The 25,473-nt window shown below is 62.3% G+C and carries 25 protein-coding genes and 1 pseudogene; 16 read left to right on the top strand and 10 right to left on the bottom strand.

The window, feature by feature from the left end:
• Positions 1 to 756, top strand: a complete 756-nt coding sequence (locus tag AC1DZ5_RS00065; protein ID WP_477884802.1) for an SDR family NAD(P)-dependent oxidoreductase — start codon at positions 1 to 3, stop codon at positions 754 to 756.
• Positions 757 to 764: 8 nt separating this feature from the next.
• Here AC1DZ5_RS00065 and ppk2 read toward each other — a convergent pair whose 3' ends face one another.
• Together ppk2 and AC1DZ5_RS00075 are read right to left on the bottom strand one after the other, a co-directional pair.
• Entirely contained in the window at positions 765 to 1,613 is an 849-nt protein-coding gene (gene ppk2 / locus AC1DZ5_RS00070) for a polyphosphate kinase 2 (RefSeq protein ID WP_477885762.1), read from the bottom strand.
• A gap of 158 nt (positions 1,614 to 1,771) precedes the next feature.
• A complete protein-coding gene (locus AC1DZ5_RS00075) occupies positions 1,772 to 2,809 on the bottom strand; it encodes a GGDEF domain-containing protein (RefSeq protein ID WP_477884804.1) in 1,038 nt (345 codons plus the stop codon).
• Between the two features lie 145 nt (positions 2,810 to 2,954).
• On the opposite strand from AC1DZ5_RS00075, the gene AC1DZ5_RS00080 reads away from it, so the two are divergent.
• The gene (locus AC1DZ5_RS00080) at positions 2,955 to 4,184 is read left to right on the top strand and encodes an NAD(P)H-dependent flavin oxidoreductase (RefSeq protein ID WP_477884806.1); all 1,230 of its coding nucleotides are present in this window, start codon (positions 2,955 to 2,957) and stop codon (positions 4,182 to 4,184) included.
• On the opposite strand, the gene AC1DZ5_RS00085 is transcribed toward AC1DZ5_RS00080, so the two are convergent.
• Together AC1DZ5_RS00085 and AC1DZ5_RS00090 are read right to left on the bottom strand one after the other, a co-directional pair.
• Complete coding sequence (locus AC1DZ5_RS00085) at positions 4,181 to 5,788, bottom strand: GGDEF domain-containing response regulator (RefSeq protein ID WP_477884808.1); 1,608 nt, start codon at positions 5,786 to 5,788, stop codon at positions 4,181 to 4,183. The two genes, AC1DZ5_RS00080 and AC1DZ5_RS00085, sit on opposite strands and share 4 nt — an antisense overlap.
• 4 nt (positions 5,789 to 5,792) lie before the next feature.
• Positions 5,793 to 6,539, bottom strand: coding sequence for a 2OG-Fe dioxygenase family protein (locus AC1DZ5_RS00090; RefSeq protein ID WP_477884810.1), 747 nt, complete (start codon positions 6,537 to 6,539; stop codon positions 5,793 to 5,795).
• 140 nt (positions 6,540 to 6,679) lie between these two features.
• On the opposite strand from AC1DZ5_RS00090, the pseudogene AC1DZ5_RS00095 reads away from it, so the two are divergent.
• The 3 genes and pseudogenes from AC1DZ5_RS00095 to AC1DZ5_RS00105 form a co-directional block, all read left to right on the top strand.
• Positions 6,680 to 7,120 (top strand): annotated as a pseudogene (locus AC1DZ5_RS00095) (hemerythrin domain-containing protein); the annotation flags it as partial.
• A gap of 48 nt (positions 7,121 to 7,168) precedes the next feature.
• Positions 7,169 to 7,726, top strand: a complete 558-nt coding sequence (locus tag AC1DZ5_RS00100) for a DUF1003 domain-containing protein (RefSeq protein ID WP_477884812.1) — start codon at positions 7,169 to 7,171, stop codon at positions 7,724 to 7,726.
• 93 nt (positions 7,727 to 7,819) lie between these two features.
• The gene (locus AC1DZ5_RS00105; RefSeq protein WP_477884814.1) at positions 7,820 to 8,860 is read left to right on the top strand and encodes an NADP-dependent oxidoreductase; all 1,041 of its coding nucleotides are present in this window, start codon (positions 7,820 to 7,822) and stop codon (positions 8,858 to 8,860) included.
• 47 nt (positions 8,861 to 8,907) lie between these two features.
• Here the strand turns inward: AC1DZ5_RS00105 and AC1DZ5_RS00110 are convergent, their stop codons facing one another.
• Positions 8,908 to 9,171: a type I restriction-modification enzyme R subunit C-terminal domain-containing protein gene (locus AC1DZ5_RS00110; RefSeq protein ID WP_477884816.1), complete on the bottom strand. Its 264-nt coding sequence runs from the start codon at positions 9,169 to 9,171 to the stop codon at positions 8,908 to 8,910.
• Entirely contained in the window at positions 9,158 to 9,370 is a 213-nt protein-coding gene (locus tag AC1DZ5_RS00115) for a hypothetical protein (protein ID WP_477885798.1), read from the bottom strand. Before AC1DZ5_RS00115 ends, AC1DZ5_RS00110 begins: the two co-directional genes overlap by 14 nt.
• A gap of 448 nt (positions 9,371 to 9,818) precedes the next feature.
• Here AC1DZ5_RS00115 and AC1DZ5_RS00120 point away from each other — a divergent pair, with 448 nt between their 5' ends.
• From AC1DZ5_RS00120 to AC1DZ5_RS00135, 4 genes are all read left to right on the top strand, one after another.
• Positions 9,819 to 10,064, top strand: a complete 246-nt coding sequence (locus AC1DZ5_RS00120) for a hypothetical protein (RefSeq protein ID WP_477884818.1) — start codon at positions 9,819 to 9,821, stop codon at positions 10,062 to 10,064.
• A 9-nt stretch (positions 10,065 to 10,073) separates the two neighbouring features.
• Entirely contained in the window at positions 10,074 to 11,354 is a 1,281-nt protein-coding gene (locus tag AC1DZ5_RS00125) for an AAA family ATPase (protein ID WP_477884820.1), read from the top strand.
• On the top strand, positions 11,344 to 12,021 hold the full coding sequence (locus AC1DZ5_RS00130) for an RloB family protein (protein ID WP_477884822.1): 678 nt from the start codon (positions 11,344 to 11,346) through the stop codon (positions 12,019 to 12,021). The genes AC1DZ5_RS00125 and AC1DZ5_RS00130 overlap by 11 nt, the downstream gene beginning before the upstream one ends.
• 147 nt (positions 12,022 to 12,168) lie before the next feature.
• Positions 12,169 to 12,558, top strand: coding sequence for a DUF4145 domain-containing protein (locus AC1DZ5_RS00135; RefSeq protein WP_477884824.1), 390 nt, complete (start codon positions 12,169 to 12,171; stop codon positions 12,556 to 12,558).
• A gap of 125 nt (positions 12,559 to 12,683) precedes the next feature.
• On the opposite strand, the gene AC1DZ5_RS00140 is transcribed toward AC1DZ5_RS00135, so the two are convergent.
• Positions 12,684 to 13,709 (bottom strand): methionine synthase, encoded by a 1,026-nt coding sequence (locus AC1DZ5_RS00140; protein WP_477884826.1) that lies wholly within the window; start codon positions 13,707 to 13,709, stop codon positions 12,684 to 12,686.
• A 17-nt stretch (positions 13,710 to 13,726) separates the two neighbouring features.
• Positions 13,727 to 15,421 (bottom strand): long-chain fatty acid--CoA ligase, encoded by a 1,695-nt coding sequence (locus AC1DZ5_RS00145; RefSeq protein WP_477884828.1) that lies wholly within the window; start codon positions 15,419 to 15,421, stop codon positions 13,727 to 13,729.
• A 358-nt stretch (positions 15,422 to 15,779) separates the two neighbouring features.
• On the opposite strand from AC1DZ5_RS00145, the gene AC1DZ5_RS00150 reads away from it, so the two are divergent.
• The 5 genes from AC1DZ5_RS00150 to AC1DZ5_RS00170 all read left to right on the top strand — a co-directional run bounded on the left by AC1DZ5_RS00150 (position 15,780) and on the right by AC1DZ5_RS00170 (position 20,276).
• Positions 15,780 to 16,814, top strand: a complete 1,035-nt coding sequence (locus AC1DZ5_RS00150) for an amino acid ABC transporter substrate-binding protein (protein ID WP_310344773.1) — start codon at positions 15,780 to 15,782, stop codon at positions 16,812 to 16,814.
• A gap of 117 nt (positions 16,815 to 16,931) precedes the next feature.
• A complete protein-coding gene (locus AC1DZ5_RS00155) occupies positions 16,932 to 18,107 on the top strand; it encodes an amino acid ABC transporter permease (RefSeq protein WP_477884830.1) in 1,176 nt (391 codons plus the stop codon).
• A gap of 9 nt (positions 18,108 to 18,116) precedes the next feature.
• A complete protein-coding gene (locus AC1DZ5_RS00160) occupies positions 18,117 to 19,220 on the top strand; it encodes an amino acid ABC transporter permease (protein WP_477884832.1) in 1,104 nt (367 codons plus the stop codon).
• 9 nt (positions 19,221 to 19,229) lie between these two features.
• The gene (locus tag AC1DZ5_RS00165) at positions 19,230 to 19,973 is read left to right on the top strand and encodes an amino acid ABC transporter ATP-binding protein (protein WP_477884834.1); all 744 of its coding nucleotides are present in this window, start codon (positions 19,230 to 19,232) and stop codon (positions 19,971 to 19,973) included.
• A 6-nt stretch (positions 19,974 to 19,979) separates the two neighbouring features.
• Positions 19,980 to 20,276 (top strand): hypothetical protein, encoded by a 297-nt coding sequence (locus AC1DZ5_RS00170; protein ID WP_477884836.1) that lies wholly within the window; start codon positions 19,980 to 19,982, stop codon positions 20,274 to 20,276.
• Positions 20,277 to 20,279: 3 nt separating this feature from the next.
• On the opposite strand, the gene AC1DZ5_RS00175 is transcribed toward AC1DZ5_RS00170, so the two are convergent.
• On the bottom strand, positions 20,280 to 21,122 hold the full coding sequence (locus AC1DZ5_RS00175; RefSeq protein ID WP_477884838.1) for a M14 family murein peptide amidase A: 843 nt from the start codon (positions 21,120 to 21,122) through the stop codon (positions 20,280 to 20,282).
• 85 nt (positions 21,123 to 21,207) lie between these two features.
• On the opposite strand from AC1DZ5_RS00175, the gene AC1DZ5_RS00180 reads away from it, so the two are divergent.
• Both AC1DZ5_RS00180 and AC1DZ5_RS00185 read left to right on the top strand, forming a co-directional pair.
• Positions 21,208 to 21,726, top strand: a complete 519-nt coding sequence (locus tag AC1DZ5_RS00180; RefSeq protein ID WP_477884840.1) for a flavin reductase family protein — start codon at positions 21,208 to 21,210, stop codon at positions 21,724 to 21,726.
• A gap of 10 nt (positions 21,727 to 21,736) precedes the next feature.
• Entirely contained in the window at positions 21,737 to 23,092 is a 1,356-nt protein-coding gene (locus AC1DZ5_RS00185; RefSeq protein WP_477884842.1) for a TAXI family TRAP transporter solute-binding subunit, read from the top strand.
• 6 nt (positions 23,093 to 23,098) lie between these two features.
• Here the strand turns inward: AC1DZ5_RS00185 and AC1DZ5_RS00190 are convergent, their stop codons facing one another.
• A complete protein-coding gene (locus AC1DZ5_RS00190) occupies positions 23,099 to 25,456 on the bottom strand; it encodes a DUF1631 family protein (protein WP_477884844.1) in 2,358 nt (785 codons plus the stop codon).
• Positions 25,457 to 25,473: the final 17 nt, after the last annotated feature.

Below are 25,473 nucleotides of genomic sequence, written 5' to 3' on the forward strand. Positions count from 1 at the left end.
ATGCAACACCACCTCACCATCCTGACCGGGGCCTCCCGCGGCATGGGTCTGGCCATGGCCCAGCTGCTGCTGGCACCTGATGCCTTGCTGCTCTGCCTCTCCCGCCAAACCAACACCGCATTGGCCGAGCGGGCCCAACACGTGGGTGCCATGCTGCTGCAGTGGCCTGCAGACCTGAACGACGGTGCCGCAGTGGCCACGCAGCTGCGCAATTGGCTAGCGCAGCAAGACGCCGCGGCACTGGCCAGCGCCACGTTGATCAACAACGCAGGCGTCATCCCCGCGCTAGTGCCGCTGCGCGACGCCGATGCGGCAGGCCTGGCCCAAGCGCTGCGAGTGGGGCTGGAGGCGCCCATGCAGCTCACCGCCGCCTTTCTGGGCGCCACGCGCGATTGGCGGTTACCACGCAAGGTACTGAATATTTCGTCGGGGTTGGGCCGCCGTGCCATGGCCTCCCAGGCCGCTTACTGCGCGGCCAAGGCCGGCATGGACCACTTCACGCGCTGCCTGGCGCTGGACGAAGCCCTGCAAGCCAACGGCGCCAAGGTGTGCGCACTGGCGCCCGGTGTCATCGACACCGACATGCAACTGCAATTGCGCAGCGCTGACGCCACGCAGTTTCCTGACCACAGCAGCTTTGACGACCTGCACAGCCAGGGGCAACTGACCAGCCCCACCGAGGCAGCGCAACGCGTGCTGGCCTACTTGGCGCGCAGTGACTTTGGCAGCCAACCAGTGGCGGATGTGCGTGGCTAGGCCGGGGCTCAGTAAATCTCGGGAACGATGATGTTCTGCGGCACCGGCTGGCGCTCATAGTCGTCGTGGCGCACACGCGGGGGCAACACGACCGGCGGGTGTTCGGTTTCTTCGTAAGGCATTTGCTGCAGCAGGTGGTGGATGCAGTTCAGGCGTGCCTTCTTTTTGTCCACCGCTTGCACCACCCACCAGGGCGCTTCAGGAATGTGGGTGCGCGCCAGCATCACTTCCTTGGCGCGCGTGTAGTCTTCCCAACGGGCACGAGACTCCAAATCCATGGGACTGAGCTTCCACTGCTTCAGCGGATCGTGGATGCGGCCCAAAAAGCGCGTGTGCTGCTCTTCATCCGAAATCGAGAACCAGTATTTGATGACCTGGATGCCAGAGCGCACCAGCATTTTCTCGAACTCTGGCACCGTACGGAAGAACTCTTCGTACTGCTCGTCATTGCAAAAACCCATGACGCGCTCGACACCAGCACGGTTGTACCAGCTGCGGTCGAACAGCACGATCTCGCCTGCCGCCGGCAGGTGTGACACATAGCGCTGGAAGTACCACTGGGTGCGCTCGCGGTCGTTGGGCGCGGGCAGTGCCGCCACGCGGCAGACGCGTGGGTTCAGCCGCTGGGTGATGCGCTTGATGGCGCCGCCCTTGCCGGCAGCGTCGCGCCCTTCAAAAATCACCACCACTTTGTGGCCGGTCTTCACCACCCAGTCCTGCAGCTTGACGAGCTCACCCTGCATGCGGAACAGCTCTTTGAAGTAGGTACGGCGCGCCACGCGGGCGTCGGCACTTAGGTCGCGCGGAGAACCGTCGTCCAGCTCCATCTCCAGCTCTTCGTCGTAGCTGTCCAGCATGTCGCTCTGGATACGGCGGATCAATTCGTCTTCACTGGAACTCACGGACTACTCCTGAATGGGCGGGTGTTTACCCTCCAAGACTAGGCAAATCGTGTGTCAGCTGTGTGAAAAAGGGATGACAACCTGACCGCGGCGGGCAGGAGGCACGCGCGGGACTAGAACAGGTCCACGTCCATGTTCTCGGCGGCCTGCTCCACGATCAGGCCCGACGCCACCAGGGCTTGGTAGTTGCAGACCTGGTTACGGCCATGCTCCTTGGCGTGGTAGACCGCCTTGTCGGCGCGGCCAAACGCACCACTGGGCGTGTCGTTGGGCAGTAGCACCGAGCAACCAATGCTGACCGTGATGGTGCCCACTTGCGGGAACGCATATTCCTGCACGCGCAGGCGCAGGCGCTCCAGCGCGGCATGGGCATGCTCCACGCTATCGCAGCGCATGAGGATCACGAACTCTTCGCCACCAAAGCGGTACAGCTGGTCGTGGAAGCGGAAACTGGCCCGCATGAGCCGCGCCAGCAGCAGTAACACTTCGTCACCAATCAGGTGGCCGAAGTTGTCGTTCACCCGCTTGAAGTGGTCAATGTCCAGCACCGCCAGCCATACGCCTTCGTCGGGCGACGACACGCGGCGATCCGGGCCCTGGTTGTTGTCCTCGGTGCGGTGATCGGCCGTAGCCTTGAAAAAGGCGCCATCAAAGGTCTTGCGGTTCAGCAGCTCGGTCAGGGCGTCTTTTTCGCCGTAGTCCAACAGGCCCAAGAGATTGTTGTAGGTTTGCAACACACCCTGCACCAAATCCAGCGTGCGGACGCTCAGGGGTTCGGCAGAGGTGATCTCCAGCAGCGCTGCAGCGCCAGGCACGCCAGGCAGTGGCAACACACCGGTAAACGGTGCGCCCTTGGAGTGCACCGCTCGCACACGCTCCAGCGCCTGTTGGCGCATGGGGTAGTCCGTCACATGGGGGAGCAGGGTCCAGTCGGTCCAGACCACATCGCGCACGGGCTCTTGCTGGCCGATCTCCAGCCGCGCCAGGGTCAGGCAGCGGCGGTCATCGCCCTCACCCACCACGCGGACCATGCAGGCCGACTGCACCGCGCCCTCGCTGCATTCCAGCACCAGCTGCACCAAGGCGAAGTCGAGCGCATCACGGTCACGCAGACCGCTCATCTTCGCCAAACTTTGCACAAGTGCGTTCATTCTTGGTGTCTACCTATTTCTATTTTTGTATTAAACGGAGTCCAACCCTCGATTGTTGGTCAATTTGACGCATCTCAAAGCACTGTGTGCGGTCGCGTCCTAAGCTGTGTGACCCGCGAACAACACCCACATCTTAGAGCAGCCCATGATCCACGCAAGTAACGAATCCCCGTATTTACCCTCTGATTCCTGCGATTGGCTGCGCCAAAGCGGCCTGCAATCGCTGCGTCTGGCGGGGCGCACGCTGCTACCCATCGTGCAGGGCGGCATGGGCATTGGGATCTCGGGCAACCGACTGGCAGGCAGCGTAGCGGCGCTGGGTGGAGTGGGCACGCTCTCCAGCGTGGACCTGCGCCGCCACCATGCGGACCTGATGGACCAGACCCGCGAGCTTCCGCCGGGGGATGCCGCCAAGGCGGGTATCAACCAGGCCAACCTGGAGGCCATTGGCCGCGAAATCGCGGCGGCGCGGGCACGCACTGGCGGACGGGGACTGCTGGCCATCAACGTGATGCGGGCGGTGAGTGAATACGCCGCCAACGTGCGGCGGGCGCTGGAGTGCGGCATTGACGCCGTGGTGGTGGGCGCGGGCCTGCCGCTGGACCTGCCGGACCTGGCCCAGGACCACCCCAAAGCGGCGCTCATCCCCATCTTGTCCGACGCGCGCGGCGTGCAACTGCTGGTGAAGAAATGGGAGCGAAAAAAACGCCTGCCGGATGCCATCGTCATCGAACACCCGCGCCTGGCCGGTGGCCACCTGGGTGCGGCCAAGATTGCCGATCTGCAGGACCCGCGCTTTAACTTTGAGAACGTGGTGCCTCAGGTGCGCCAGTTCTTCAAGGATGCTGGCTATGAGCAGCACATCCCGCTCATCGTGGCCGGCGGCATTCGCAGCTTTGAGGACATTGCGCGCCTGCAGGCACTGGGGGCGGACGCGGTGCAACTGGGCACCGCATTTGCCGTGACCGAGGAAAGTGATGCACACGCAGAGTTCAAGCGCGTGCTAGCCGAAGCCCGTGAGGAAGACATGGTGGAATTCACCAGCGTGGCCGGCCTGCCTGCGCGGGCCGTGGCCACACCCTGGCTACGCGCCTACCTGAAGATCGAACCCAAGCTGCAGGCGGTGGCCCACCCCAAAAGCCGATGTACCAAGAGCTTCGACTGCCTGGCCCAGTGCGGCCTGCGCGATGGGCTACCGGGCTGGGGCCAGTTTTGCATCGACAACCAACTGGCCGCGGCGTTGCGCGGTGACACCAAAAAAGGCCTATTCTTCCGCGGTGCGGGTGAGTTGCCCTTTGGAAGCCAGATCAAGACCGTGCGCGAGTTGATGCAGCGCCTGCTGACCCCTGGCGTAGCCCTGGCGCCCGCCTGCTAGGCGCCCATGGACACCTGGTTGCGGCCGGCGCGCTTGGCCAGGTACAGGGCCTCGTCGGCACGCTTGAGCAGCACCTCGGAGTCCAGGTCGGCATTCCACTGCGCGATGCCGCCCGAGAAGGTGCAGGAAAACCAGCCGTCTTCCACCGGTTGGCGGATGTGGGAGAAGTCCACGCGGATGCGGTCCAGCACCGCATGCGCCTGCTCGGCGTTCGAGCCCGGCAACAGCACCACAAATTCTTCGCCCCCGTAGCGCCCCACCGAATCGGTCTTGCGCACCCGCTGCTTGAGCAGCCAGGCCACATTGCGAATCACCTGGTCGCCCATGGGGTGGCCATAGGTGTCGTTCACCGCCTTGAAGTGGTCGATGTCGATCATCGCGACACAGAGCTGGCCACCCTGCTGGCGAGCCGCATTGATGGCGGTTTGCAGATGCTGCTTGGAGGTGGTGTGGTTGAACAGGCCGGTCAGGCTGTCGTGCAGCATGGTGCGGCGCAGCGTGCGGTAGCGGTCGATCTTGCTTTTCACTACCGCGTTCAGGATCACGGGGTTGAAGGGTTTGGTCAGAAAGTGGTCACCGCCCAGGCGCAGCGCATCCACCTGCAGCGCCACATTGCTGTCGCCCGAAAGGTAGACCACCGGCGTGGATAAAAACTCGGCGTGCTGGCGGATCACGCGCGTCACCTCCACGCCGGTGCACCCGGGCATGTACATGTCCATCAGCACCAGGTCGGGCTGGAACTGTGCCAGCGCAGTTAGCACCTCTTGTGGGCGGGTAATGGCCATCGACTCCATGCCGCTCTCCGACAGGGTGCGTCGAATCAGGGCACCCGCGGTTTTGGAATCTTCCACCACCAGCACTCGGTAGGGGGGCTCTTGCTCATTGCTGCACAGCTTGATGATGCGCGCGATGATGGCCGAATGCTGCGTGCCAACAGCAAAGCAGGCATCGCAGCCCGCACCCAGCGCGTACTGCAGACTTTCAAAATCACCGCCCAGGTTCAATCCCATGATGGTGCTGGCCGAAAACTGGCCACGCAGAGTCTGCACCCTGGCCACAAAGTCCGACAGTGCCAGCCCCACCGCGTCCACCAACACGATGGAAGGCTCGGGCGCCGCGGGCAAGGCCTGTACCGTGGCAAACACCTCCACCTGCACATTGAAGTAGCCCACCTGGGCGACCAGGTCTTTCCAGGGGACAGGCTGGGTGGTGACAAACGCCACCTTGTGCACAGGCACCAGGGTCACAGTCTGCGGCGCCTCGGGTTGGTTGCGCCGTTCTTCGGCGGGCGCGGTCTGACCGCGCGCAAAGGCTTGGGCCCGGTCCAAAAACTCCTGTACCTGCTGGCTCAGCGCCTGCATGGCCTCGGCGCCCAGGGCGGTGCCAAAAGTCTGGTCGAACTGCGATAGCACCTTTTGCTCCAGTGCATGGGCACTCTGGTGCAAACCCGAGAGGCCGCGGGCCTCCAAAAACTCGGTGAGGCTGGAGACGGTGACGGCAAACTCCACCAACCCGTCAAACCCCGGCTGGGCCTGGCAGGCTTGCCACTTGGCCAACAGCTCCTGGCTTTTCTTCTGCAGCTCTTCGGGCGAACAGGACATCATGGGCTTAGCGCTCCGCGTCGCCCTGGAAACCATCGCTGCGCAAGGTCACCACCAGCGTGTCGCGGTGGCCACCCGCGGCCTCGGGCTGGATGGGCGTGGATTCGTGGATGACCCGCGCGTCGTCCAGCAACAACAAGGACCAGGGTTGGGTCAGCGTGAAGCGCTGCCCGTTGGGGCCTGCCGCGTCGAATACGCGGGTCTCGCCGCCCTTGATGCCTTCGCGGTCCACCAAAAACACAGCCACCAGGTCCACACCGTCGCGGTGCGCGCCCTCGGGCGTGGGGCGGCCAATGCCGTCAGTGGTATCGATACGGAACTGGTGCGCTTCTACATACCAGGTGCGCGCGCCCTTGAGCGACGAGGCCACCTGGCCCAACCAGGCCAGCAGCTGTTGCCAGTCGGGCTGGCCCACCAGGGCTGGCTGCATGGGTTCAAAGTGGCGCTGCATGCCGCCGTGCAGAGCGTTGTATTCCACCGGTTGCCAGTGCGGGCGGTGGGGGGCCAGGGTGACGGTGGCACCGTCCACCACAAAGCAGGCATGGCGCCGGCGCCGGTATCGGCCACCGTCGCGCAAGTAGGCGTCGGGGGGCAGATCGGCCCACAGGGGGCGCCAGTCCAGCAGGGTCGGCAGGGCCAGTCCGGCCAACGTACCCACCTGCTCCGCGGCCAGCACTGCGTAGCCTTGGCTTTGCAGGGTGGCATCCAGCGCGTGGGGATCAGGAATGGCGGGGGGCAAAAAGGAAATAGTCATGGTGGCAACAAGCGCAGCGCACGCTGCGGGGTTTGGCTGCGAGGCATTATCAACCCAGAAGAGTGCATGCTGCCTGATGTGGGTCAAGGCTGCACCGGCCCTGGCGGGCTACTCTGGCACACCCCTTTTGAGAGTGCCCCATGACCGCCACCGAGACCCCAACCCAATTTACCCCCGCACCCTTGCAATGGAGCGACGCCCTGTCTCTGGACATGCCACTGATGGACGCCACCCACCAGGAGTTTGTGGCGCTGCTGGCCGAGGTCGTACAGGCGCCCGACGCGCTGTTACTGCCCCGTTGGGTAGCGCTGATTGCACACACGCAGGACCACTTTGACCGCGAAGACCAGTGGATGCAGGACACCGGCTTTGCCACCAACAACTGCCACGCCACACAGCACAAGGTCGTCTTGCAGGCAATGCGCGAGGGCGAGGCCTGCGGCCATGCGGGCGATCTGGATGTGGTGCGCCAGATGGCCCGCGAGCTGGGCCTGTGGTTTCCCCAGCATGCGCAAAGCATGGACGCCTCGTTGGCGCTGCACCTGCGTTCTGCTGGCTATGACCTGACCACAGGCGCCATCTGCGCATAGGTGCACACTGCAGCCTTCCCACGCTTTTGGAAGCCCTGCATGACCGCCCCCTCTTCACCCCCCGATATTCCGCCGGCACACGTCCTCGCCCTGGAAGAGCAACGCCAGCTGCACGCCCTGCGTGCGCACCGCCGGGCCCACCGGCACAAACAGACCGCGCCCCTGAGTCCGGCCGCCGAGCATTTCGAGGCGCCCGCCCCCACCCGGGGTCAGCGGCTAGCCGACGGCGTGGCATCCACCATTGGCTCCTGGCGCTTCATCATGATCCAGAGCACGGCCATCGTGATCTGGATGACAGGCAACGTGCTGGTCGGCCAGGGAGCATGGGACCCCTACCCCTTCATCCTGCTGAACCTGCTGCTGTCCTTCCAGGCGGCCTACACCGCGCCCGCCATCATGATGAGCCAGAACCGTCAGAGCGAGCTGGACCGCCGCCATGCCGAGACGGACTACGAAATCAACGTGAAGGCGGAGCTGGAAATCGAGCTGCTGCACGAAAAAATGGACCTGCTGAAGGACCAGGAGCTACTGGCGCTGACCCAGGCCGTGCGGGACCTGACAGCCCAGGTGCAGGCTTTGAGCGCCCGCGCGCACTAAGCAAAGGGCGCGGCCGGTTTGTCACGTTGGCTACCCACCCCTGCGGCGGCCGGGGCTACCATGCGCAGCTCGGCCATTTTTACGGAGCACCCTATGTCCCTCGCCAACCTCGTCAACCACCAGATCCGCCTGGCCGCCCGACCCAACGGCCTGCCCACTGCCGCCAACTGGAGCCACACCACGGAGGCCGTGGCCGAGCCCGCTGAAGGCGGCGTCACCCTCAAGACCCTGGCGCTGAGCCTGGACCCGGCCATGCGCGGCTGGATGAATGAAGGCAAGAGCTACATCCCGCCCGTGGGCATTGGCGAAGTCATGCGCGCCGGTGGCGTGGGCGTGGTGGTGGCCAGCAAGAACGACAAGTACGCCGTGGGCGACCATGTGAGCGCCACCTTCGGCGTGCAGGAATACATCACCATTGCACAGGAAGACATGAAGCGCAATGGCCTGTTCAAGATCGACCTGCGCGTGGGCACGCCCACGCAGTGGCTCAACGTGCTGGGCATGCCCGGCATGACCGGCTACTTCGGCTTGATGGACGTGGGTCTGCCCAAGGCGGGCGAGACCGTGGTGGTGTCCGGTGCGGCCGGTGCCGTGGGCCAGACCGTGGGGCAGATCGCCAAGATCAAGGGCTGCCGCGTGGTCGGCATTGCCGGTGGCACTGCCAAATGCGACTGGGTGGTGAAAGAGCTTGGCTTTGACGCCTGCATTGACTACAAGGCCGGCCCCGGCGCCGTGCGTGCGGGCCTGAAAGAGCATTGCCCCCAGGGCGTGGACATTTACTTCGACAATGTGGGCGGCGAGATCCTCGACGACGTGCTGGCCAAGATCAACCGCAAGGCCCGCATCATCATCTGTGGCGCCATCAGCCAATACAACAACACGACCGCCGTGCAAGGCCCGAAGAACTACCTCAGCCTGCTGGTAAACCGTGCGCGCATGGAAGGCATCGTCGTATTCGACTACGCCGACCGCTACCACCTGGCCGTGGCCGAAATGGCCGGCTACCTGAAGGACGGCCGCATGAAGAGCAAGGAAGATGTGGTCGTGGGCCTGAACACCTTCCCCGACACGCTGCTCAAGCTGTTCAACGGTGAAAACTTTGGCAAGCTGGTGCTGCAGGTTGCTACAGAATAGATAGCTGCTCGCGCATATTCCACGGGGGCTAGCAACCAAAAACAGTATCAAGCTGCCCGTGCTGTGGCTTTTATTCGATCCAGCACGCCAAACAGCTCGTCCACCTGGGCGGACGTGAACAACGCGTCCGGCCCCTGTGGTGCATAGCTGGTGAACGGCGGCTCGTACAGCAGGCCCGGCTCCATCACGCCGCGCTCGGTCAGGTGGGTGACGATCAGGTTCACAAACTCCAGCTGGTTGGCACTCAGCGTTTTGCCGGCCACAAAGCCGTTGAGTGCCTGCGTGGCCGCCTCGCGGTCACGTCCTGCCACCACTCTTCGCCTGCCACGGCCCAATCAGCACCATGTGCTTCTTCACGTCGGGAATGCTGCCCAGCTCACTTAGCCCATCGGCCAGCGCACGCACCTGCTCACGCAGGTGGGTAAAGCCCACATCGCCGCGCGCGCTACCCAACTGGGTGCGCAACATGAGCAGGTCGAAACGCTTGGCTTCTTCATCGTCGTCACGCACGGCGCTTGGCAGGTCACCACCTCGGGCACGTCAATGCCTGTATCCAGCATGTCCACGGAGATGGCAATGTGCGGCGCTTTCTCCTTGACCGAGAAATCGTCAATCAGGCTTTGCGCGTATTCGGTTTGGTAGGTACCTTCGAGTCGCAAATGTCTGTCGAGGCTTTCTTGATCTCGCAGAAATCAAGTCCATTCGCGGGACGCCAGCAGAAGTTGCTCGCACGACGCTGGAGAAAGACGATCTCTTGGTTGTTGAAGGGCATGGCAATCCGAATGAGATTGGCCGCGCTGCGTTGTGGACTGGAGAGGTTTCGGGTTGCTTACATCAGAACCATCTCATACGCGCACGCTTCGACCAGAGCAAAGTGGTGCCGGTGTTTGCATGTGAGTATGCAAATTCACCGGGTGGCCGTAGGCATTTGCTGCGTGCGAGCAAGTCGACCTCGGGCTTGAACACCATCAGCGTGTCGAATGTTCGAGAAACCCCGGTGGCGCTTCCCCCACTCCCCCTCCAACAAACCTTCGCCACTCGCATCCAAGCCATCGAAGCCCTCAAAACCACCCACCGCACCGCCCTGGCCCAACTAGACGCCCTGTTCGCTACACTGCAGCAGCGAGCGTTTGCAGGAGAGCCACAAATTAAAACAAGCAAGGTTTTTTGCGTTTTTTCTGCAAAAAATGGCATGAAGGTGTAGAATTGCACCATGCTCATCGAGTTTTCAGTCACCAACTACCGGTCCATCCTGGAGCGTCAGACGCTCAATATGGCCGCCTCCGCCTACAGCGAGCTGGAATCGCTCAATACGTTCGTCCCTGATCAAGATGATGGTGTGCCCCGTCTGCTTCGCTCGACGGTGCTGTATGGCCCCAACGCATCCGGCAAAAGCACGCTGATTCAAGCGTTGCAATTTATGGAGGGGCAGGTGCTCAATTCCCAAAAGGAAAGTCAGGCGGGCGATGCCATTGATGTGGTTCCTTTCAAATTGACGGCAGCATCCCGAGCGGCGGACAGTGAGTTTGAAGTGACCTTTGTGGAGCAGGGCGTTCGCTACGAATACGGCTTTCGCTGCAACCGTGAGCGCTTCACTGAAGAGTGGCTTATTGCTTACCCATTGGGCCGGGCACAAAAGTGGTTTCACCGGGTGTTTGATGCCGAAGCGGGCAAAGATGCTTACAAATTCAGCACATCGTTTCTTGGCGGACGGCAGCGCCAGACTTGGGCAGCACAGACACGCCCGAATGCCTTGTTCTTTTCGACTGCAATTCAGCTGAACAACGAACAGTTAAAACCGGCATTTGATTGGTTCAAGTTGCGCTTGCGGGTGTTTGATTCCAAGCGCGGCTTTGGTCCGGGCTACACCGTGCAACGTTGCGGCAAAGACGAAGATCGCAAGCAGGTAGTTGCATTCATGAACTCCGCAGACCTTTCAATTGCAGATATTCAGCTGAAAGAAACAGTTTTTTCCGCAGACATCTTGCCCAAAGGTATGCCTGCCGCTATCAAGGATGAATTTTTGAAAGATATGGAGGGCCGAAAGTTTGTCGAACCCTTGTTCTTCCACAAAGACGTGAACACGCAAGAGGCTATTGAGTTTGATGAAGATGATGAGTCCGACGGCACACGTGCGTTGTTTGCTTTTGCCGGGCATTGGCTGGACGTTATCGAGAACGAGCGTGTTTTGGTTGTGGATGAGTTGGACACCAGCCTGCACCCTTTGTTGGTGCACCACCTGGTGAAGCGGTTGCACCACGAGGGCACCAAGGCGCAGCTCATTTTTACGACGCATGACACCACGCTGCTCAGCCAAAAGCTATTGCGCCGTGACCAAGTGTGGTTCATGGAAAAAGACGAGAAAAGCGCCACCCGCTTGTACCCCCTATCTGACTTCAGTCCGCGCGATAACGAAGCCATTGAGCGCGGGTATCTCAACGGTCGCTACGGTGGCATTCCGTTCTTGAAGGACTTGGACTTTTATGGGGTCTGAGGATCTATTTCACAAACGCAAGGCACGCGCAGGCGCAGAGCTGCAACGGCAAAAGCGCGAACGTGCGCGCAATAAGCGTTATCTGATCGTTTGTGAAGGGACGAAAACTGAGCCCCATTATTTCCGTGATTTGTTGGATGACTTGGGTATTCGTCCACAGATGGTTCGCATTGCGCCCAATGACGGTGTATCACCGGATCGGGTAGTGGCGCATGCCTCGGCGCTTTATGAAGAAGACGCCTTGGCAGGTGATGCGTATGACACGGTGTACTGCGTGTTTGACCGAGACAGACACACAACCTTTGACGCTGCCGTGCAGCGCACCAAAGATTTGAATGTGGAGGGGAAGCCGTTTGAAGCGATTACCTCCACGCCATGCTTTGAATTTTGGTTGCTATTGCATTTTGGCTATACCGCCCAGCCGTTTCATGCAGCCGGCAAGAAGTCAGTGGGTGATCAAGTCGTTTCTGCTTTGAAAACCAAGTCGGGATTTACAAAGTACGGCAAAGGTCAAAAGGGTGTTTATGCCCAGTTGAAAGACAAGTTGATCGATGCGCTGACCCATGCTGCCCGCCTTCGCAAGCATGGGTTGGCGACAGGCAGCATCAACCCGGCAACGGATGTGGATGAGTTGATAAAAGCTATCCAGAAACTTGTGGCAAAGTGAAGTGGCAATGAATGCGCTGTAAAGCGCAGGGCTCATAAAAAAAGCCAAGACCGGGGAGTACTCAATGAAAAAATTTGACCCCATGAGGTCACTTCTGCCGTTTTTTCAGGCAAACCACCTGTTTTTGCCCCTATGAGGTCAAAAACAATGGCCTCCAATTTCTCGTTCCTGCAGGCCGAATGGCCCGCGCTCTTTAACGAGGCAACCAAGGCAGAGCAAGCCGTGCTGACCGACCCGCGCACCGCCTGCTTTTACGCCCGGCGCACGCTGGAGCTGGCGGTGGTGTGGCTGTTCCAGGCCGAGGGCGGGCGCTCTGGCCGGCTGCAAATGCTCTACAAGTCCGACCTGTCGGACTTTTTGTTTGAGCCCAGTTTCAAGGTGCTGGTGAGCCCAGCGCTGCACGCCAAGATGGACGTGGTGCGCAAACAGGGCAACAACGCTGAGCACAGCGCACGGCCCATTGGCGATGCCGCCGGACCAGAAGGCGTTCCAGATCTGGTCGATTTTGCTTTTGAGGTCGCCGGTGAGCATGTCTAACTAGGGTGTGTAAGGCAGCGCAGAGGATAGCCTAAGCGCTGCTTTACGCAGAAAACCAGCTAAAACGCTACCAATTTAGTAGCTGCTCGCGCATATTCCACGTGGGCCAGAGGCCCATTTGGCTATCAAGCCGCCCCATAGCGCTGCCGCGCCAGCGCCGCGCCCTTCGCCAGCGCTTCGAGCTTCTTCACCGCCACCTCGCGGCTCATGGGCGCCAGGCCACAGTTGGTACAGGGGAAGATGCGGTTTTTGGGCACATGCTGCAGCGCGATGCCAATGGTGTCGGCCACTTGCTCGGGCGTTTCGATCACCTCGCTGGCCACGTCGATCACGCCCACCATCACGTCTTTGTCTTTGAGCAGCGCCATCAGGTCCGGCGGCACATGGGAGTGGTAGCACTCCAGGCTCACCTGTTGAATGCTGCTGGCCGCCAGCGCGGGAAACACCTGCGCGTACTGGCGCCATTCCTGGCCCAGCGTTTCTTTCCAGTCGTTGTTGGCCTTGATACCGTAGCCGTAGCAGATGTGCACGGCGGTGGTACAGGTCAGGCCACGCGCGGCAATTTCCAGCGCCTGCACGCCCCAGTCCACCGCGTCCTGCATGTAGACGTTGAAGCCGGGCTCGTCGAACTGGATGATGTCCACGCCATCGGCCTGCAGCGCCAGCGCTTCCTGGTTCAGCAACTCGGCAAAGGCAAACGCCATGGTCTTGCGGTCGCCGTAGAAACGGTCGGCCACGGTGTCCACAATCGTCAGTGGGCCGGGCAAGGTGAACTTCAGCTTCTTCTTGGTGTGGGCGCGGGCCAGCTGCGCTTCAAACGCATGCACGCGGCCCTTGAGGCGCAGTGCAGCAATCACCTGCGGCACCTGCGCGTCGTAGCGGTTGTTGCGGATGCCCATGGTGACCTTGTTCTCAAAGTCGATGCCGTCCACCTGCTCCAGAAAGCCGTGCACAAAGTGCTGGCGGCTTTGCTCACCGTCGCCCACCACGTCCAGCCCCGCGTCCTCCTGTTCCTTGATCCACAAGAGCGTGGCATCGGCCTTGGCCTGCTGCAGTTCGGGGCCGGCCAGCTTCCACTGCGGCCAGAGTTTTTCGGTTTCCGACAACCAGGAGGGTTTGGGCAGGCTACCGGCAATGGCGGTTTCAAACATGGGAACTCCTTGCGTGTTCAGGTGGAAGAGCGGCGTTCATTGTCCTGCAGCAGGCGCCACATGACCTTGCCTGCGCCGCTCTTGGGCAGGGCGTCGACAAACTGCACCATGCGCGGCACCTTGTACACCGCCATGGTGTCGCGGCACCAGGCAATGATGTCCTCCTCGGTGGTGCTGGCGTGGCTGGCACGCCGCACCACCACGGCCTTGACCGATTCGCCGCGGTAACTGTCCTGCATGGAGATGATGCAGGCCTCTTGCACGGCCGGGTGGCGGTACATCAGCGCCTCCACCTCGGCGGGCCAGACCTTGAAGCCCGAGGCATTGATCATGCGTTTGAGCCGGTCGGTGATGAAGTAGTAGCCGTCCGCATCCACATGGCCCAGGTCACCGGTGCGGAAGAAGCGCTTGCCCTCGCGTTCAAAAAACACGGCGCGGGTTGCGTCCGGGTTCTTCCAGTAGCCCTGGAACACCTGCGGCCCATGCACCACGATTTCGCCCTGCTCACCCCCTTCCAGGTCTTGCAAGGTTTCGGGGTCCACCACGCGCGCATCCACCCCCATGAAGGGGATGCCCAGGCACTGCTGCTTGGGGTGGTCTGGCGGGTTGCTGTGACTGGGCGCAGCGGTTTCGGTCAAGCCATAGCCTTCGGCATAGCGCAGGCCAAACTGCTCTTGCAGGCGCTGGGCCACGGCCTGCGGCATGGCCGCACCGCCGCCGCCGATGTAGAGCAGGCTGGAGAGGTTGAACTGCGCAAAGTTGGGGCTGCCCATCAGGTCGATGACCATGGTGGGGATGTTGGTCCAGCTGCTGACCTGCCAACGCGAGATCAGCTGGCCGGCCAGTTCGCGGTCCCAGCGCGGCATCAGCACCATGGTGGCGCCGATGTAAATGTTGGCGTGCATCAGGCTCACCATGCCGGTGATGTGGAACATGGGCACCACCATGAGCGTGACGGTCTCCATGCTGGCATTGCCCCACAGCCCGCTGGACACGGCGTTGTGCATGATGCTGGCGTGCGTGTGCATGCAACCCTTGGGCAAGCCGGTGGTGCCGCTGGTGTAGGGCAACAAGGCCAAATCGGTAGACCCCGTCTGCAGTGCGGGCGGCGTGGCGTCTTGGGGAATATCGTGCCAGGCATGCACCTGGCCACCAGCCAATGCAGGCAATGCATGGCGGGTGAGCAACCAGTCGGTCCAGGCCACTGGCGGCGCGTCATCCCCTGCGCTGGGGTCAAAGGCGTCGGTGAAATGGGTGACCAGCAAATGCTGCAGCCGTTGGGCCTCGGGCAAGGCATCGCTGGCGCGGGCCAGTTCAGGGGCCAGGTCTGCGGTGGTGATGGCCACGCGCACGTCGGGGTCGGTGATGTAGTGCTTGAGCTCCTCAGCCCGGTTCATGGGGTTGACCGGAACCACCACCGCGTTGGCCCGCAGGATCCCAAAGTGCGCGATGACCAGCTGCGGGCAGTTTTGCATATTGAGGAGCACCCGGTCGCCCTTGGCAACGCCCTGGGCGTGCAACCAAGCGGCGACTTGCTCAGCCTGGGCGGCCAGCGCGGCATAGGTAAGGACACGGCCAAAGAAGATCAATGCGGCCTTGTCCGGATAGCGGCGGGCATTGATGGCCAGGTTGTCCCACAGGGAGGTGGCAGGAACGGTGATCTGCTTGGGTAGCCGCGTGGGCCACACCGCATGGTGCGCGCTGGGATTCATGGTGCCGTGTCTCCGTATTGTTGTGCGCGCACGATACGTGAAGCCGCGCAGCTTGAAAACCGCGCCTGTCACCGCAGCGACCAACTTGGTCCAAACGTGCAGCCGGCATCTGTCTGTACGGAAGAGCCAAAGCCCGGTATCCGCTTGCAAGACTGAGAGGTAGTGGCATGCTTTCTGCTTGACGCACTCACCGCAGAGCGGCATGCGCACGAATTAGCTTATTACTTTTTTGCATGCGGCTCGATGGTAAACCCCGATGATCCCTGCTTGGGGGCGACGCTAAAGTTCAGCGTCAGAATCGGGGCGCAGACACCGCTCTGGTGCACCCTGCTGATTCATTTATTTGGAGTATTGACTTATGAGCATCAAAAAACTGAAGACCCTGGCAACCGTCGTGGCTGCGCTGGGTGCTGTCATCGCAGCCCCCGCCCACGCCGGCAAAACCCTGGACGCCATCAAGGCGCGTGGCCAAGTGGTCTGCGGCGTGAACACGGGCCTGGCCGGTTTCGGTGCTGCGGATTCCAATGGCAAATGGACCGGACTGGATGTGGACGTGTGCCGTGCAGTAGCCGCCGCCACTTTGGGTGATGGCGAAAAAGTGAAATACGTTCCGCTGAACGCACAGGCCCGCTTCACCGCTCTGCAGTCCGGTGAAATCGACATCCTGTCGCGCAACACCACCTTCACGCTGACCCGTGATGCCTCTCTGGGCCTGACCCAGACTGCCGTAACCTACTACGACGGCCAAGGCTTCATGGTCCCCGTGAAGAGCAAGCTCAAGAGCGCCAAGCAGCTCAAGGGCCAGACCGTGTGCGTGCAATCCGGCACCACCACCGAAAAGAACCTGACCGATTACTCCAAGGCCAACGGCCTGGGCATCAAGCCCATCGTGTTTGAAAAGCTGGAAGCCGCTGAAGGCGCGTACTTCGCAGGCCGTTGCGTGGCGTACACCACCGATGCGTCCGGTCTGGCCTCCACCCGCAACAAGGTCGCCAAAAACCCCGCCGACCACATCATCTTGCCCGAACTGATCTCCAAAGAGCCCCTGGGCCCTATGGTGCGCCGTGGCGATGACGAGTGGACCACCATTGTGAAATGGGTGATCTACGGTCTGCTGGAAGCCGAAGAGTACGGTGTGACCGCCGCCAACGTGGACGACCTCAAGACCACCAGCAAAGACCCCGTCGTGGGCCGCCTGCTGGGCTCCACCGAAGACACCGGCAAGCTGCTGGGTCTGGACAAGGAATGGCTGGCACGCGCCGTCAAGACCACCGGCAACTACGGCGAAATCTTCGAACGCAACGTGGGTCCCAAGTCGCCCCTGCAATTGCCACGCGGTTTGAACAACCTGTGGAACAAGGGCGGCGTGCAATACGCACCTCCCGTCCGTTAAACAGGCCATGCGAGACGCTGTGACCCGGCGTTTCGCACCGCAAAAGGGCAGCCGCAGACACCATGCGCTGCCCTTTTCAACTGGTTGGTCGAATTCTCCGTGACAACAAGGGCCGACATGTCCACACCCTCCTCCCCTCCTAAAAAATCATGGTCCTGGCGCAGCCAGGCGTTCCGTGGTTTGGTGTACCAGATCATCGCCGTCGTGGCGGTGCTGGTCACCGTGATTTACCTGGCCCACAACACCACCACCAACATGAAGTTGCGGGGCATCCAGAGCGGCTTTGATTTCCTGTCCAGCCCCGCCGGCTTCGACATCGGCGAAAGCCTGTTTGCGTTTGACTCGGGCGAGTCCTACTGGCGCGCCTACCTGGTCGGCTTTGTGAACACCCTGCGCGTGGCCGTGGTGGGCATCATCCTCACCACCATTCTGGGCACGCTGATTGGCGTGGGCCGGTTCTCGCGCAACGCGTTGATACGCGGCCTGTGCACGGTGTATGTGGAGTTCTTCCGCAACATACCGGTGCTGTTGCAGCTGTTGATGTGGTACCTCATGTTCACCGAGGTACTGCCTGCCTCCAACGAACCGCTGGTGCTCGGGCCTTTCTTCCTGAGCAAGGGCGGCCTGAACTTCCCGATTCCCGAATGGGCTGCAGGCCATGTCTTGGGCGCCTGGGGCCTGCTGGCCGGTGTGGGCCTGGCGTGGGCCTATCGCCGCTACGCCTACCGCATGTTCGAAAAAACCGGCAAGCCCAAGAGCATGTTCTGGGTGCCGGTTGCCATCATCGTGGCCACCGGAATTGTGGGTTGGCTGCTAGGCGGCGCCCCCACCGCACTGAACATGCCCGTGCAGGGCGACTTTGCCATTGAAAACGGCGGCGCGCTGACACCCGAGTACCTCTCAGTGCTGCTGGGCCTGACGATTTACACCGCGGCCTTTGTATCCGAGGTGGTGCGGGGCGGTATCCAGTCCGTGGCGCTGGGTCAGTCGGAGGCTGCTGCGGCTTTGGGCCTGAGCCGTGGCCAGACCATGCGCTTGGTGATGCTGCCGCAAGCTCTGCGCGTGATCATTCCGCCCGTCACCAACCAGTTTCTGAACCTGACCAAGAACTCATCGCTGGCCGTGGCCATTGGTTACCCCGACGTGGTGTCCATCGCCAACACGGCCATCAACCAGACCGGGCGCGCCGTGGAGTGCATTGCCATCATCATGCTGGTGTACCTGAGCACCTCGCTGTTCACGTCGATCAGCATGAATTGGTACAACACCCGCTCCGCCATCAAAGAACGCTAGGGGACGTACATGAGCGCAACGACTTTTCAACCCATTGCCGCGCGTCCCGCCCCCGTGAAAACGGAAGGGTTGGTGGCGTGGATCCGCACCAACCTGTTTGGCGACTGGAAGACCACGCTGGGCACCGTGATCATTGGCGCGGTGCTGCTGGCCGTGCTGCCACGCCTCCTGAGCTGGGCCCTAGTGCATGCGGTGTGGGTGCCCAACTTCGATGCCTGCCACGCCGAGGGCGCTGGCGCCTGCTGGGGCGTGGTGGTAGAGAAATTCCGCATCATCATCTTTGGCCGCTACCCGTTTGAGGAACAGTGGCGCCCGCTGGTCGCCACGCTGGTGCTGCTGGGCCTGCTGGTGCTGAGCTGCATGCGCATATTTTGGAAAACCTGGCTGGGCCTGGCCTGGATCGCGGTACTGGGCTTCTTCTTTGTGGTGATGTACGGCGGCGTGCTGGGCCTGAGCCGTGTGGACACCGACCGTTGGGGCGGCCTGCCGCTGACCTTGCTGCTGTCCTCCCTGTCCATGGCCATGGCCTTCCCCATTGCCTTGCTGATCGCGCTGGGGCGCCGCTCCACACTGCCTGCCATCCGCAGCTTTTGCACCATCTACGTGGAGCTGATCCGCGGCGTGCCGCTGATCTCGGTGTTGTTCATGGCCTCGTTCATGTTCCCGCTGCTGATGCCCCAGGGCTTCAACATCGACGTGCTGATCCGTGTGCTGGCCGGTATCACGCTGTTTGCCGCGGCCTACATGGCCGAGGTGATCCGCGGTGGCCTGCAGTCCCTGCCCAAGGGGCAGATCGAAGCCGCCGCCACGCTGGGCCTGTCGTACTGGCAAACCCAGCGCAAGATCGTGCTGCCCCAGGCCCTGGCCATGGTGGTGCCCGGCATCATGAACAACTTCATCTCCACCTTCAAGGACACCTCGCTCGTGACCATCGTGAGCCTGTACGAGCTCACGGGTTCCATGAGCCTGGCCCTGAACTCGGACGCAGACTGGCGCCCTTTCAAGATCGAAGGCTACCTGTTCATCGCCCTGATCTATTTCGGCTTTTGCTTCTCCATGTCGCGCTACAGCCTGTGGATTGAAAAGCAAGTCAACAAAAGCAAACTCCGCTAAGGAACGAATATGTCTGAACCCATCATTACCTTCAACAAAGTCAACAAGTGGTACGGCAACAATTTCCACGTGCTGCGCGACATTGATCTGACCGTGACCAAGGGCGAGCGCATCGTGGTCTGTGGCCCCTCCGGCTCCGGCAAGTCCACCCTGATCCGCTGCATCAACCGTCTCGAAGAACACCAGCAGGGCCACCTGACCGTGGACGGTGTGGAACTGACCGACGACGTGAAAGCCATCGACGACGTGCGCAAGAAAGTCGGCATGGTGTTCCAGCAGTTCAACCTGTTCCCCCATCTGACGGTGCTGGAGAATCTGACGCTGTCGCCCATGTGGGTGGGCAAGATGCCCAAGAAAGATGCTGAAGAAAAGGCCATGGAACAGCTCAAGCGCGTGCGCATTGCCGAGCAGGCCAGCAAGTACCCGCTGCAGCTCTCCGGTGGCCAGCAGCAACGCGTGGCGATTGCCCGCGCGCTATGCCTGACCCCCAAGATCATGCTGTTCGATGAGCCCACCAGCGCGCTGGATCCCGAGATGATCAAGGAAGTACTGGATGTGATGATCGAGATGGCCGGCCAGGGCATCACCATGATTTGCGTGACCCACGAAATGGGCTTTGCCAAGGCCGTGGCCGACCGCGTGATATTCATGGACCAAGGCCAGATCGTGGAGCAAAACACGCCGCATGAGTTCTTCAACAACCCGCAAAGCGACCGCAGCAAGGACTTCCTGTCCAAGATCCTGGGCCACTGAAACGCGATGAACGCACCGGAACGTTTGCAATGGGAAGCCCTGAACACCGGGCTGGCCCAGCTGCGAAGTGGCGCCCTGAGCGCGCATGGTCTGTCAGACCTGGCACGCAGCCAGCACGCCCTGCTGGACGCGCTGGGGCCCCGCTACCGCGAGGTGCTGCTGCAGCTCATGGACCGGCTCGAATCCAGCGCCTTGTTTTCGGAGGAGAGTTGCTCGTTCAGCCAGCAGGGTCTGCTGGACAACCTGCAAATCTGGCTGGAAAAAGCCAGCGCCCAACTGGGTGCAACCCCGCCGGACCGTTAAACCTTACTGCGTAGCGGCCACGTGAGCGGGCCCCAGCCGGTCGGTGGTCCAGCGCAGCAGGTCCATCCACATTTGCCGCGTTTCCGCCTCTTGCGGCATGCGGGAAGCGCTGGGCAGCTCAATGGTGACCACCGGCACACGCTTGTGGATGCCCCCGTAATTGCCCAGTGACCCTGGGAAGATGCCGACCTGGTCCAGGTACAGACGGCCCAGCTTGCTGGGGGGCACTGAGGGGCCATCAAAGTCCAGCACGCCATACGGCGCATGCACACTGACAATCAGATTGGGTTTGAAACTGTCCATCTGCTCCAGCAGGAAGCGCGACTCGGGCTCCGACAAGGGTTTGTTGCCCGGCCAGCGGCGCGGGTCGCGCTTGGTGCGCGTCTCCCAGTACTCGCGGGCGTCACGCGCCCAGTTGGGCGTGGGGAAGTTGCGGTTCAGGTCCACGCCATTCGCATTGGTACGGCGTGAGGGCCGGGCAAACAGGCCATCGGGGTTCAGCGCCGGAATGAAGCGCCAGTGCACCGAGAGCGCCATGTCCGACGGCGGGGTCTGGGCCAAGCCTATCCAGTGGAACACCAGCGAACTCGATGCCATCTCGTCCCCGTGGATGCCACCGACCACCAGCACGCGAAAGTTGGCGTCTGCCGGCTGGATGTCACGCCCCCACAGCGTGCGCCCCTGCACCGAGCGCACCTGCATGTCGTGCAATGCAGCCGCCTCGCACATGCCGGGGCTCACATTGGGGATTTTGGAAGAATAGTCGGCGCAAGCCCTCGCCATATCTGCGCGTGCAGCTATTGAAACGATAGCAAAAATACACGCCACCAAGGTTCGAATGTACATAGGCCGGATTGTAGGGGGCGTTGGTTACTGGAGTTTTAACCATTGGCGACCGCAGGAGTCTGTCAAAACCAGTTAAATTGCATGCATGTCGTCGCATCCCTCACCGCAGCACGCGGTGCCCCCCAATTTCTCGTCCGCTGAATTCCGCTTGGCCCTGGGCATGTTCGCCACCGGTGTGACCATCGTGACGGCCCGCGCGCCCGATGGCAGCCTGGTCGGCCTCACCGCCAACTCGTTCAACTCGGTGTCACTCTCCCCGCCGCTGGTGCTGTGGAGCCTGGCACGCACGGCCGGCTCCATGGCCGCATTCAGCACCGGTTCGCACTACGCCATCAACATCCTGGGTGCCGACCAGCAAGCATTGGCCCGCCAGTTCGCCGCGCGCGAAGGCGACCGCTACGCTGGTGTGGCATTCACCACAGGCGCCGGTGGAGCCCCCTTGCTGGAAGGGGCGGCCGCCACCTTTGAGTGCTTCAACCGCAGCCGCTACGAAGAAGGCGACCATGTGATTTTTGTGGGCGAGGTCGAACGCTGCAGCCACCGGCAAGGCGCCTCCCCCTTGCTCTTCCACGGCGGGCGGTTCTACACCGAACACCCCCTCTAACCACACATCCATGCCATCTTTGCCCCGCTCCGTACGCCACGTCCTGCTCTCCCTGCGCGACCTGCTGACCTCGGCCAGCCCTTTGGTTTTGGCGGCTGCGGGTCTGCTGTGGCTGGCCTACTGGTGGCTGGACCCCATGCCGCCCAAACGCCTGACGCTGGCCACCGGCCCCGAACAAAGCGCCTACGCCGAACTGGGCAAACGCTATGCAAAAGCCCTGGCCGCCAGCGGCATCGAAGTGGTGCTGTTGCCCAGTGAGGGCTCATCTGCCAATCTGAACCTGCTGCGCACCGGCCAGGCCGACGCCGGCTTTGTGCAAGGCGGCACCGGCAATGGCAATGTGCCCGATGACGAAGCCGAAGAGCTGGTGACGCTGGGCAACCTCTTTGTCGAACCCATCTGGCTGTTCTACCGCACCGCATCCGCGCGGTCCGTGGTCCACAGCGGGCGCCTGAGCTCGCTCACCCAGCTGACCCACATGCGCGTCAATGTGGGCGCCGCCGGCAGCGGCGTGCCCACTCTGATGCAAACCTTGCTGGACATGAACCGTGTGGAACCCCGCGCACTCAAGCTCTCGCAACTGGAGCAAACCCCCGCCACCGTCAAACTGCTGGACGGTCAGCTCGATGCCGTGGTGTTTGCCTCCGCCCCAGAAGCGCCGATTGTGCAAATGCTGCTGCAGACGCCGGGCATCCGGCTCATGGATTTTTCGCAAAATGAGGCCTACGCGCGGCGCCTGCCCTTTGTCAGCCCGGTCGTGCTGCCCAACGGCATTGTGGATCTGGCGCGCAACATGCCCAAAGAAGATGTGCACCTGATCGCTACCACCACCAGCATGCTCGCGCGCGACGGCGTACACCCCGCCCTGCGCCAACTGCTGTCCCAGGCGGCGTTGCAGGTCCATGGCCAGGGCGGCTGGTTCAACCGCGCCCGCGAGTACCCCAACGCAGCCAATGCCGAGTACCCGCTGGCTCCGGAAGCCGAGCGCACGCTGCGCAACGGCACGCCCTCGTTGCAGCGCTACCTGCCGTTCACCCTGTCCAACCTGATCGAACGTATGTGGCTGGCCATGGGCATCATCATCGCCGTGCTGCTGCCGCTGGGCAAGATTGCGCCGCCGCTGTATGCGTTTCGGGTGCGTTCGCGCGTGTTCCGCTGGTATGGCCAGCTGCGCGAGATTGAAGAGCGGCTGGAGAAGGACACCGAACAGGCGCCCGCGCTCCTTGAAGAGCTGGAAGCCCTGGAAGCCAAGGTAGAAAAGGTGATCGTGCCTCTGTCGTACACCGACGAGCTCTACACCCTGCGCAACCACATTGGCCTGGTGCGGCAAAAACTGCAGGCCAAGCTCCCAGGCAAAGCTGCGTAAAGTGGCCTAGAGCGTAGAGTCCATGCTGTTGCGCATAGCCTGCTGGGCCACCGCGTCGAGCGCACCGTCCACCACGGGCTGCCCCGAAATCACGCGCAGCTGACCACCAGCCACCAGCTTGTCGTGCGTGCGTCGCGTCATGGACTGGGTCGTACCTGCACTGCTGGTAAACAGGAACAGCGTGCCATGCGGACTTGCCCAGGTGAGCTGGGTGCGCACCCACTGCTCACCGACCATCAGTTCCACCCATGAGCCCAGGGGCAAGCTACCTGTGCTTGCCGCGGCTGGCTCTGCCGATGCAGCGCCTGGGGTTTCTGCGACACCGGCAGGTGTCGCAGACTCAACGTTCTGCGCAGACTCCGGCAGTTCAATGAAATTGGAATCGTGGGCCTCTTCGGGGGCCACCCAGGGGTCGCCATCTTCCACCGGTCGGGTACGCGCCACGGCCGCTGCAGGCTCGACAGGAGCGACCTGCGGCTCCGCCGGTTTGGCCCCTGCGCGAAACGCCAGCTGGTGCAAGCCCATCAGGGCTTCGAGAAAGACGCTGGTCTTGGTAACGGGGTAGCGGATCGTATCCAGTCCTTCGCGCAGGGTGCTGATCAATAGCGGCACCAGACGCGTCAGCTTGGACACATTCATGCGGGCCAGGTCCGGATGGGCACTCCACAACGTGGCCGAAATCAGCGCTTGGTATTTGTCCGCCACGCTGGAACCCGCTCCCCCCTGCAGGCGCGCCTGCGCCACCACCTGGGCCCAGGGACCACAGAGAAAGGCAATCACCACCTCAGGCACCTTGGCCGCATCGGGGTGGGAGTCAATTTCGCGGGCAATCTTTTCAGCCAGCAGGTTGCGCTGCTCGGCCTGCTGCAGGGCTCGCACAGCCTGCGCACGGGAGGCCTCCTGTTGCCGGGCCTGGGCATCCCACAGATGGCGCAAATCCGCCAACGCATGTTCAAAGGGCTCGGCACTGGTGATATCGGCGTCGACTACGGGGGCCAGGGCGTCTTGCACCTGCTGGAAAAACTCAGCGAAGCCCGGACTCTGCGGTGAAGTAAACGCCAGGCTGCGATGCGTCAACTCCTGCACCAAGACGCGGGCCGCGTGCTGCTTGTCGGTAAAGATGCGCGGGTCTACCAGCGCCAGGCGCATCAACGCGGGCTCCAGGCCCCACACCACCTGCTGCACCGGTGTCACCAGGCGTGGATCACAGGCGATGTTGTCCACCATCAGGTTGATCACCTCCAGGCTCAGGGCCTGCGCAATGCCCGCAGCACTGCGGCGTATGGCTTCCCGCGCCGCATGGGCCACCTTTTCATTGGGGGCGACCAGGGTACCCGCACTGCGCCGCTGCTCCAGACGCTGGACCACACGGTCCACCTGTTTCATTTCGGTCAATGCTTCCAGAGCGGCCGGCATGGTGGCGTCGAAATCCTGGTCCGATCCCGGCATGGGCATGCCACCGCTTTCAAACTCGCGGGCAAATTGTTGGGCAAAGGCCGCCACCCGGTGCGGTGTGCCGTGTTGGTCCAACTCCCCCGCCAATAGGCGGCGCAAGCGGTCCAGGGTCAGCAACGCCGGGTCGCTCACGCGCCGCGCAGCCCGCATCTCGGAGGCCACCAGCGCTTCTCGCTCCGCACTGCCCGGCGCGCCCGAGCTGATGGCCTGTGCCGTCACACCTTTAGAACCGCTACCGGACGTGCCACCACCAGGCGTTGGCACCACGGCATAGCCTGCCGCGACGACGCCCTGAGACCGCATGTGCTGTGACAGGCTGGTGTACAGCTCACGCAGCTCGCCGCCCAGCGACACACCCATGGTGGTCAGCCAGTCCAGCCGCACCGCCGCGGGCACGGCCAGACGTTCCACAACGTGCTTGAGAGCCTGCAGATACATCTCGGGCCGCAACGGGTTGCGCTCAGGCCGCACCGTGGCCAGGCCCAGCGTGGAACAAATGAGGGTATTGAGGTCGGCCAGGCTGGCCTCCGCCGCCAGCATGGCCATTTGCTGGGCGCGCGCCATGTTGACGCTTTCCTGCACCTGCACTTCGTCCATCAGCTCCAGCTGGTCAAAGTGCACCTCGGCTAGGGATAGGCTGGGCGCCTTGGCGGAGGGCACCGGCTTGTTGAAGGCTTCCACCAGTACCTGCGGATACTGGGCGCGCAGCACAGGCTCTTGCACCAACAGGTGCTTGAGCGACTCCTCATGCACGTCGCGCTCACGCATGTCGCGCGCACCCGCAACCCGGGCGTGCAGCGATTTGCGCACTGCCGCAATCAGCTTGCCCATGATGGCACCGCCTCCCGCAGCCGCCTCCCTCACCGTGGCTTGGTACAGGGCAGCGTACTGGGGGGTGGGCTCAGTCATGTCGTGGGCACTCCACA

It is taken from the genome of Rhodoferax sp. P1_F3 (assembly GCF_056405715.1).

Bases quoted from the DNA above. Each gene is read 5' to 3' on its own strand.
- AC1DZ5_RS00065 (WP_477884802.1), top strand. From the start codon at position 1: ATGCAACACCACCTCACCATCCTGACCGGGGCCTCCCGCGGCATGGGT.
- ppk2 (WP_477885762.1), bottom strand. From the start codon at position 1,613: ATGCTGGACAGCTACGACGAAGAGCTGGAGATGGAGCTGGACGACGGT.
- AC1DZ5_RS00075 (WP_477884804.1), bottom strand. From the start codon at position 2,809: ATGAACGCACTTGTGCAAAGTTTGGCGAAGATGAGCGGTCTGCGTGAC.
- AC1DZ5_RS00080 (WP_477884806.1), top strand. From the start codon at position 2,955: ATGATCCACGCAAGTAACGAATCCCCGTATTTACCCTCTGATTCCTGC.
- AC1DZ5_RS00085 (WP_477884808.1), bottom strand. From the start codon at position 5,788: ATGATGTCCTGTTCGCCCGAAGAGCTGCAGAAGAAAAGCCAGGAGCTG.
- AC1DZ5_RS00090 (WP_477884810.1), bottom strand. From the start codon at position 6,539: ATGACTATTTCCTTTTTGCCCCCCGCCATTCCTGATCCCCACGCGCTG.
- AC1DZ5_RS00100 (WP_477884812.1), top strand. From the start codon at position 7,169: ATGACCGCCCCCTCTTCACCCCCCGATATTCCGCCGGCACACGTCCTC.
- AC1DZ5_RS00105 (WP_477884814.1), top strand. From the start codon at position 7,820: ATGTCCCTCGCCAACCTCGTCAACCACCAGATCCGCCTGGCCGCCCGA.
- AC1DZ5_RS00125 (WP_477884820.1), top strand. From the start codon at position 10,074: ATGCTCATCGAGTTTTCAGTCACCAACTACCGGTCCATCCTGGAGCGT.
- AC1DZ5_RS00130 (WP_477884822.1), top strand. From the start codon at position 11,344: ATGGGGTCTGAGGATCTATTTCACAAACGCAAGGCACGCGCAGGCGCA.
- AC1DZ5_RS00135 (WP_477884824.1), top strand. From the start codon at position 12,169: ATGGCCTCCAATTTCTCGTTCCTGCAGGCCGAATGGCCCGCGCTCTTT.
- AC1DZ5_RS00140 (WP_477884826.1), bottom strand. From the start codon at position 13,709: ATGTTTGAAACCGCCATTGCCGGTAGCCTGCCCAAACCCTCCTGGTTG.
- AC1DZ5_RS00145 (WP_477884828.1), bottom strand. From the start codon at position 15,421: ATGAATCCCAGCGCGCACCATGCGGTGTGGCCCACGCGGCTACCCAAG.
- AC1DZ5_RS00150 (WP_310344773.1), top strand. From the start codon at position 15,780: ATGAGCATCAAAAAACTGAAGACCCTGGCAACCGTCGTGGCTGCGCTG.
- AC1DZ5_RS00155 (WP_477884830.1), top strand. From the start codon at position 16,932: ATGTCCACACCCTCCTCCCCTCCTAAAAAATCATGGTCCTGGCGCAGC.
- AC1DZ5_RS00160 (WP_477884832.1), top strand. From the start codon at position 18,117: ATGAGCGCAACGACTTTTCAACCCATTGCCGCGCGTCCCGCCCCCGTG.
- AC1DZ5_RS00165 (WP_477884834.1), top strand. From the start codon at position 19,230: ATGTCTGAACCCATCATTACCTTCAACAAAGTCAACAAGTGGTACGGC.
- AC1DZ5_RS00170 (WP_477884836.1), top strand. From the start codon at position 19,980: ATGAACGCACCGGAACGTTTGCAATGGGAAGCCCTGAACACCGGGCTG.
- AC1DZ5_RS00175 (WP_477884838.1), bottom strand. From the start codon at position 21,122: ATGTACATTCGAACCTTGGTGGCGTGTATTTTTGCTATCGTTTCAATA.
- AC1DZ5_RS00180 (WP_477884840.1), top strand. From the start codon at position 21,208: ATGTCGTCGCATCCCTCACCGCAGCACGCGGTGCCCCCCAATTTCTCG.
- AC1DZ5_RS00185 (WP_477884842.1), top strand. From the start codon at position 21,737: ATGCCATCTTTGCCCCGCTCCGTACGCCACGTCCTGCTCTCCCTGCGC.
- AC1DZ5_RS00190 (WP_477884844.1), bottom strand. From the start codon at position 25,456: ATGACTGAGCCCACCCCCCAGTACGCTGCCCTGTACCAAGCCACGGTG.